10 protein-coding genes and 1 tRNA gene are annotated in these 6,906 nt (G+C 69.2%); 7 read left to right on the top strand and 4 right to left on the bottom strand.

Annotated features, from left to right (window positions below):
* The 5 genes from AOZ53_RS00655 to AOZ53_RS00635 all read left to right on the top strand — a co-directional run.
* Positions 1–359: TolC family protein (locus tag AOZ53_RS00655; RefSeq protein ID WP_197286427.1), on the top strand; the 359-nt coding region annotated here is incomplete at its 5' end.
* Entirely contained in the window at positions 356–808 is a 453-nt protein-coding gene (locus AOZ53_RS00650; protein ID WP_054431613.1) for a hypothetical protein, read from the top strand. The genes AOZ53_RS00655 and AOZ53_RS00650, both read left to right, overlap by 4 nt.
* Before the next feature lie 166 nt (positions 809–974).
* Positions 975–1,925, top strand: coding sequence for a glycosyltransferase family 9 protein (locus AOZ53_RS00645; RefSeq protein ID WP_054486590.1), 951 nt, complete (start codon positions 975–977; stop codon positions 1,923–1,925).
* A gap of 32 nt (positions 1,926–1,957) precedes the next feature.
* Positions 1,958–3,070 (top strand): glycosyltransferase family 4 protein, encoded by a 1,113-nt coding sequence (locus tag AOZ53_RS00640; RefSeq protein WP_054431615.1) that lies wholly within the window; start codon positions 1,958–1,960, stop codon positions 3,068–3,070.
* 160 nt (positions 3,071–3,230) lie between these two features.
* Positions 3,231–3,719, top strand: coding sequence for a hypothetical protein (locus AOZ53_RS00635; protein ID WP_054477190.1), 489 nt, complete (start codon positions 3,231–3,233; stop codon positions 3,717–3,719).
* A 112-nt stretch (positions 3,720–3,831) separates the two neighbouring features.
* Here AOZ53_RS00635 and AOZ53_RS00630 read toward each other — a convergent pair whose 3' ends face one another.
* The 3 genes from AOZ53_RS00630 to AOZ53_RS00620 all read right to left on the bottom strand — a co-directional run bounded on the left by AOZ53_RS00630 (position 3,832) and on the right by AOZ53_RS00620 (position 6,012).
* A complete protein-coding gene (locus AOZ53_RS00630; protein ID WP_054486589.1) occupies positions 3,832–4,419 on the bottom strand; it encodes a GrpB family protein in 588 nt (195 codons plus the stop codon).
* A 43-nt stretch (positions 4,420–4,462) separates the two neighbouring features.
* On the bottom strand, positions 4,463–5,419 hold the full coding sequence (locus AOZ53_RS00625; protein WP_082385461.1) for an alpha/beta hydrolase family protein: 957 nt from the start codon (positions 5,417–5,419) through the stop codon (positions 4,463–4,465).
* A 218-nt stretch (positions 5,420–5,637) separates the two neighbouring features.
* Entirely contained in the window at positions 5,638–6,012 is a 375-nt protein-coding gene (locus AOZ53_RS00620) for an SH3 domain-containing protein (protein WP_054486588.1), read from the bottom strand.
* A 92-nt stretch (positions 6,013–6,104) separates the two neighbouring features.
* Between AOZ53_RS00620 and AOZ53_RS00615 the strand changes: the two genes are divergently transcribed.
* Together AOZ53_RS00615 and AOZ53_RS00610 are read left to right on the top strand one after the other, a co-directional pair.
* Positions 6,105–6,287 carry a type II toxin-antitoxin system HicA family toxin gene (locus AOZ53_RS00615; protein WP_054477203.1) on the top strand — a complete coding sequence of 61 codons (183 nt, stop codon included), beginning with the start codon at positions 6,105–6,107 and terminating at the stop codon, positions 6,285–6,287.
* Between the two features lie 20 nt (positions 6,288–6,307).
* Positions 6,308–6,703: a type II toxin-antitoxin system HicB family antitoxin gene (locus AOZ53_RS00610; protein ID WP_054486587.1), complete on the top strand. Its 396-nt coding sequence runs from the start codon at positions 6,308–6,310 to the stop codon at positions 6,701–6,703.
* 111 nt (positions 6,704–6,814) lie between these two features.
* Here AOZ53_RS00610 and AOZ53_RS00605 read toward each other — a convergent pair.
* Positions 6,815–6,891 (bottom strand) — tRNA-Arg (locus AOZ53_RS00605).
* Between the last annotated feature and the right edge of the window lie 15 nt (positions 6,892–6,906).

Below are 6,906 nucleotides of genomic sequence, written 5' to 3'. Positions count from 1 at the left end.
GCGTGCGGCGCGCGTTCCAGGATGTCGAGGACGCGCTGGCCGGCCTGAACGCCGAACAGGCGCGCCAGCAGTCGCTGGCCGCCGCCGTCCACGACAGCCAGGACGCGCTCGACCGCGCCACGCGGCTGTACCGCAACGGCCTGAGCGGCTATCTCGGCGTCCTGACCGCCCAGCGCGCCACCTACCAGGCGCGCGACGCCCTGGCGCTGAGCCAGCTGGCGCGGGTGCGCCACGCCATCGGTCTGTACAAGGCGCTCGGCGCCGGCTGGCAGCCGCCCTCCACCACCGCGCAACCCGCCGCGCAGCCGCTCGCAAGCCCTCTCGTTTCCCCCTCCCCGCTTACCCGGAGCCCCTCATGAGCATCCACCCAGACGCCTTCCGCATCCACGACGTACGCCGCTATCCGCTCTGCCTGTTCGACCCGGCCCAGGTCCACCCCGGCTACGCCGCCCAATGGCAGACCGAAATGGAAGCCCTGCTGGCGGCCGGCCAGCCCTTCACCGTGGCCTACGTCGAACTGGACCCCGTCGAACCGCACGCAGACCGCAAGCAGCGCGGGCTCTGGCTCAAACACAACAAGGCGCGTCTGGGGCGGCTCTGCAAGGCCCAGATCAGCGTCGAGCCCGACGCCGGCCGCCGCGCCGAGGCCGAGCGGCAGGGGCAGCTGGCGGCGCGCGCCTTCGGCATCCCGCACGAGGCCGTGGCCACCCTGGAGGAAGCCGTGGCGCTGACGCGTCACCTGACCCGGCCGCAGCCCGCCCGCCCCGCCGACGCCTACGACATGCGCGGCTGGGAGAACATCAGTTGAATCCGCCCGGCGCCCCCGCCGGCCCCGGCCGGCGGCACAGATATGTATTTTTATGAAGCCGCGCCTGCCAAATTTTCACATTCCTTAAATGTATCGAAGAAGGTTTGGCCGCCCGCTCCTTTAGATTGCGTAGCCATCACACATGGCTACCGAGGAGAGGCAAAGCGTGTCGGACATCGTCGTCTACGTCAGAAGCCAGCCCCAGCTGGGCGACCAGATCGTCGCCTTCGCGACGCTCTACCAGCTCAAGGCCTGGTGGCCCGCGCGGCAGGTCAAGGTCGTCGCGCGCGACGACGTCGGCCACATCTACCGCGGCCTGCCGTGGGTCGATGAATTCGTGCGCGCCCGCAGCCTGCTGGATTACGCCCGCAGCCTGACCGCGCGGACCCAGGTGTCGGTCAGCCTGCACCACAGCAGCGAACGCTTCGGCCTCATCAACCTGCTGCGGCTGCCCGCCATCCGGCTGGGCTTTCGCAATGCCCGCTTCAGCGACCTGGTGTGGACCCATTGCCATCGCAAGGACGAGGCCGAGTACATCGGCCTGGCCAACCTGCGCCTGCTGGCGTCGTACCGTCCGCTGAACGCCGAGGAGGCGGCGCGCCGCTGCTTCACCGAACTGGCCCGCGCGCACCGACACACCACGCTCGGCGCGGACGTGGTGTTCATTCCCGGCGGCGGATCGGGTCCCTTCAAGCGCTGGAGCCTGGCGCACTACCTGCGGCTGGCCGACCGGCTCAAGCCGCTGCTGGGCGCCGACACCCGCTACACCTTCGTGCTGGGCCAGCAGGAAGCGCGCGAGCGCGCCGAGCTGGACGCCCTGCGGCGCGCCGACATCGAAGTGGCCTACTGTCGGCCGCTGTCCGAACTGAGCGCGATCATGCTGCGCGCGCGCCTGGTGGTGGCCAACGACTGCGGCCCGTCGCACGTGGCGCAGGCTGCCGGCGTGCCCTACGTCGGCATCTTCAACAGCGCCAATCCGGAATGGTTCTGGCGCCGTCGCAACGCCACCGACGTCGTGCCGCGGCATCCGCGCGACGGCATCAACTCGATCACCCCGGACCAGGTCGCGCACGCCTGTGCACGCGTGCTGTCGCACGCGCCCGCGGCCCGCACCTGACGCGCAGCCGTCCTTACCCATCAGGTCACACCATGCGGATCCTGCATACTCTCGGCGAAAAAAGCCTGGGCGGACTCGAGTTCCGCACGCTCGACCAGGCCTGCTGGCTGGCGCGCCACGGCCATGACGCGGCCATCGCCGCCCCCGCCGGCAGCGCCATCAACCTGGCGGCGCGCCAGCGCGGCATCGCCACCGTCGACATCAACTTCGACGCGCCCTATTCGCCGGTCACCGTGCTGCGGCTGCGGCGCGCCGTGCGGCGCCTGCACATCGACGTCATCGACAGCCATAGCCGCGCCGACGGCAAGACCGGCGCGCTGTGCCGCGACCTGTGCGCCGTGGTGCGCACTCGCCATTTCGCCAAGCCCATGCCGACCAGCGCGCGCCGCCGCCTGGAATGGAAGCTGGGCTGCGACCACGTGATCGCCACCAGCGCCGCCGGCCGCGACGCGCTGCTGGACGCGCGGCTGGCGCCGGCCGACCGCATCAGCGTGGTGGGCGAGTGGGCCGGCGACGAGTTCTTCCGCGCCGCCGACAAGCCGGGCGTGCGCCGCCAGGTGCGGCGCGAGCTGGCGCTGGGCCCGCACGACTACGTGATCTCGACCATCGGCATGCTGCGCCCCGAGAAACGCCAGGCCGACCTGCTGCGCGTGGTGCTGCGGCTGCGCCGCCACGCGGTGCCGGCCACCGCGCTGGTGGTGGGCATGGCCACCGCCGCCACCCAGGCGTACGCGAACGAGCTGCGCATCCTGGCCGCGCAGCTCGGCATTGCCGAGCACGTGGTGTTCGCCGGCCACCGCGCCGACGTGGCCGATCTGATCCATGCCTCCGACGTGGTGCTGGTGCCGTCCGCCACCGAAGCCTGGTCGCGGGTGGTGCCGGAGTCGTTCGCCGTGCGCTGCCCCGTGGTGGCCAGCAATGTCGGCGGCCTGCCCGAGATCGTCCGGCCCGGCGACACCGGCTGGCTGGCCGAGCCCGGCGACATCGCCGGCTTCGCCGACCGCATCATGCAGATCCGCGCCGACCCCGCCGCCACCGCCGCCGCCGTGGCCCATGCGCGCGGCTACGCCGAATCGCACTTCCGCCTGGCCGGCCAGATGCACCGCACGCTGGATGCTTACGCGCACGCGATGGCGCGGACATAGGCGCCGCCGCGAGCGGCATCCCGGATGAGCCCGTGACGCGTTCGAGCCCGTCCTCGAGCCGCGCCGCATATACCTGGTTACGTCTTTTACGCTGACGATTTCCTGTCTGGGCCGACCTGGAAATAGAATTCGCGCTTTCGGACTTCACGAGAAGCGCCTCATGATCCGCCGCACCCTGTCCATCGGTTCCGCCGCCCTGGGTTTCGCCCTGGTGAGCGGTTGCGTCTACCACCCGCCCGCCAACCAGCTGAACCGCTACGCCAACAGCATGATCGGCCAGAACCTCGACGCGGTCACCGCGCAGTTCGGCCCCGAGGATGCCCAGGGCGGCTCGGCCGCCTATCCCAACATCGGCACCCCGCAGAACCCGCGCTACGTGCATACCTGGAGCCGCTACGGCTCGACCCAGCACCGGAACTTCGTCCAGACCGGCACGGCGTCGACGGGCAGCACGCTGGTCACGGTGCTGCCGGCCGGCGGCGGCCAGGGCGCCATCCCGATCTACCAGCAGAACACCGCGCCGACGGGCTACTACACCCAGGAAGGCGAATCCTGCTACATGTCGTTCACCACCGACGCCAACAAGACCATCGTGTCGTACGACCTGCTCGGCGGCTACTGCGACAAGCTGTTCCTGAGCGGCGGCTGATCCCGACAACCGCGGCCGGGCGCGGCTGCGGAAACGCCCGGCGCATCGGCTTCCGACGCATCGGCGCCCGACGCATCGTCAGCGCGCCGTCGTTCGGATCCGCAAGCGAACGCTAGAGAAAGCCGGCCGCCCGGAACATCCGTTCGTAGATCTCGCGGATCACCGCCTGCTTGCGCAGGTTGTAGTCGGCCACCTGGTCCACCCCTTGCGCGGCGGCATGCTTGGCCGCCGCGTAGCGATCGCGGTCATCGTCATGCGCGCGCAGCCAGTCGCGGAACATGCGGTGGCGGATGTTCTCGGGACAGTCCGGACCGAACACATGCAGGTTGACGCGCGGCGCCGCCAATTGCAGGCAGCGATGCTGGTGCCACGACGGCTCGCGGATCGTCAGCACATAGCCCAGCGCTTCCAGCGCGGGCACGTAAGCGGCTTCGTCGGCCGGGTCGGCCACCGCCACGTCGATGTCCACCACCGGCTTGGCCGGCAGCCCCGGCACCGCCGTCGACCCCACGTGGTCGATGCGCAGCGCCGCCGGCCCCAGCGCCGCCGCGATGTCGGCGGCCAGGCGCGCATAGCGCGCGGGCCAGTCCGGGTCGTACGGCGCCAGCGCCACCGCTTCCGGCGCCGGCTTGCCGCGCACCCACGGATCCTCGTCGGGATCCGAGTCGTAGTGCCGCATGATGTCTTCGGGCGTAGGCATGGCGTGTCCTTGGGCAACGAACCGCTATTGTAGAAAGCCCGCGTCAGGGCGCCGGCAGATCGCGCAGCCACGCGGCCATGTCGTCGGCCACCTCGCCCATGCGGCTGACGCCGTCCGCGTCGCGCAGGCCATGGTCCAGCCGCGGATAGGCGCGATAGGCGATATTGCGCTGCCCCGCGCGCCGCAGATCCTCGACCATACGTTCGACCGCCCCCGGCGACACCGAGGCGTCCCGCCCGCCCTGCACGATCAGCAAGGGCGTGCGCACGCGCGCGAGCACCGCCTGTTGATCCAGCGCCAGCGCCTGCCGCCACCATGCGTGGCCGTGGCTGCTGGCGACCAGGTCCGACGACGGCGTCTCGCGCAGGAACGCGGCGAACTCCCGGAACCCCGCCGCCGAGGCCGCCTTGGCCTCGGCCGGCGTGTCGCCGGCCTCGATGGTGTGCAGCACGTCGTCGAGGAACCAGCGGCCGCCGCCATTGAAGGCGATGCTGGCGTCGACCGACCCGCCGCGCGCGGCCAGCAGGTTGGCCACCACCGCGCCCTCGCTGCCGCCCAACGCCACCACACGCCGGTACGCGCCATGGCGGCGCAGCAAAGCGATCACGGCCTCGTAGTCGCGCACGCGCTGGTCGAAGTCGTCATGCAGCAGGTACGCCCGCGGACAATCGGCGCGGTTCTCGCCGTCGTCCTGCTGATAGGGCAAGGCCGCGTCGATACCGTACTTGTCGACCGTCAACACATCGGCCGCCGGCAGTGCCCGCCACAGCTGCTCGCGGATCGCGCGGTTGTGCGCGACGCTGTTGCAGTCGGATCCCTGCGCCACCACCAGCAAACTGTCGGCGGCCCGCGCCGGATCGCGCTGCTGCAGGTAATAGGCGATCGACGAACCGTCGGGGCGCGGCAAGCGGCCCTGCTCGATCAGTTGGGCGTGGACGGGCAGGCAGGCGGCCAGGGCGGCGGCGGCCGATAGCAGCAGGCGAACCCAACGCTGCCGCAATCGCAGACAAACTCGCGGCGTTTCCTTGATTTTTGTACCAGGCGTCATGCTGCGAAGGATACGCCACGTCCAGGCGTCCGAGTTTTTGCCCACGGCCGCCGCCTCAAGGCTGCTGGCGTCATAGACTGCCTCGTTGCAAGCATGGGTTGCCGTGCGCGCGCCACCACACCGGAAATCTCATTGCGACAGCGGCAAAAAGCCCAATGCCTGGCGGGCATTCACGCCTCATGCGCGCGTACGCGCACATTCTCCAGCGGGACCCACCCGGCAGCCCCACCGGACAATCTCGTCGCCCACACCCACCCGTTTTGTTGACGCCCGCCATGCAGGATCTCGCCCGGAACCACATCCAATTCCTTGTTGGTGAAGTCCTCTCGCAACGAGGCGGTGCCGTCCCCGTGCCGCGCCAGGATCTGCCCCGGCACGAAACCCGCCTCCTGCCCGGGCGCCGAGCACAGGTACCAGTCGGGCCAACCTTCCGGCCCGTCACAGACCTCTCCGACCGACACGCGATCGCCCGTTTTCAAGACCAGGGGCTCGGGGAATTCGCTGACATGCGGCGCGATGACGATATAGGCGTGTTCGATAGTCATGGAAAAACCTCAAGTGGGATGCGCACGCCCTCGCGGGCAAGGCAAAGCGGGCACGGTTGTGTATATTTGTGTATTGTAGGCAGGCATGCAGCATGAACAGCGCGGACCTCATCAAGCAATTGAAGGCCGACGGCTGGCATCTGGTGCACACCGTGGGATCGCATCATCAATTCAAGCATCCGATCAAACCCGGCAAGGTCACGGTGCCACACCCCAAGAAAGACCTGCCGATGCGGACCCTGCGCAGCATCCTCAAGCAAGCCGGCCTGCGTTAGCCGCCCCTTTGGAGATCCGAATGCTCTACCCGGTCCACGTACACAAGGATGAAGGCAGCGCCTACGGGGCCTCCTTCCCGGATTTTCCCGGCTGTTTCGCGGCCGCGGACGATCTGCAGGATCTGCCGCGCGCGGCCCAGGAAGCCGTGGAAGCACATTTCCACGGCGACACCGCGGGCATTCCCGCACCCTCAACGCCCGAAGCGTGGATGGGCCACGAAGACTTCCAGGGCGGCTACTGGATGATGGTGGATATCGATCTGTCCAAGGTCAACACCAAAGCCGTCAGGCTGAACATCAGCCTGCCCGAGAACCTGGTGCATCGCATCGACCAGGCCGCCGAGGCCCGCCGCATGTCGCGTTCCGCGTTCCTGGCCATGGCCGCCGAACACGAAATGTCCGCGTCCGCGGCCTGAGGCCAGTCCTTCGCGTCGTCGGCAACTTTCCAACGCTGGCTTGATTGTTCTAGTAATTGCCAGGTCGGCAACCCACGAGACCGCACAAACGGTTGACTCCATGGGTGACCCTGGCGCGGCAGGAGGGGCTCGAACCCCCGACCCCGGGCTTAGAAGGCCCGTGCTCTATCCAGCTGAGCTACTGCCGCGCGGTGTGTGACTGT

It is taken from the genome of Achromobacter sp. 2789STDY5608621 (assembly GCF_001299375.1).
Taxonomy (GTDB): Bacteria; Pseudomonadota; Gammaproteobacteria; order Burkholderiales; family Burkholderiaceae_B; genus Achromobacter; species Achromobacter insuavis.
The sequence above is the reverse complement of the archived record's forward strand: the minus strand, read 5'-3'. Positions and strand labels throughout refer to the sequence as shown.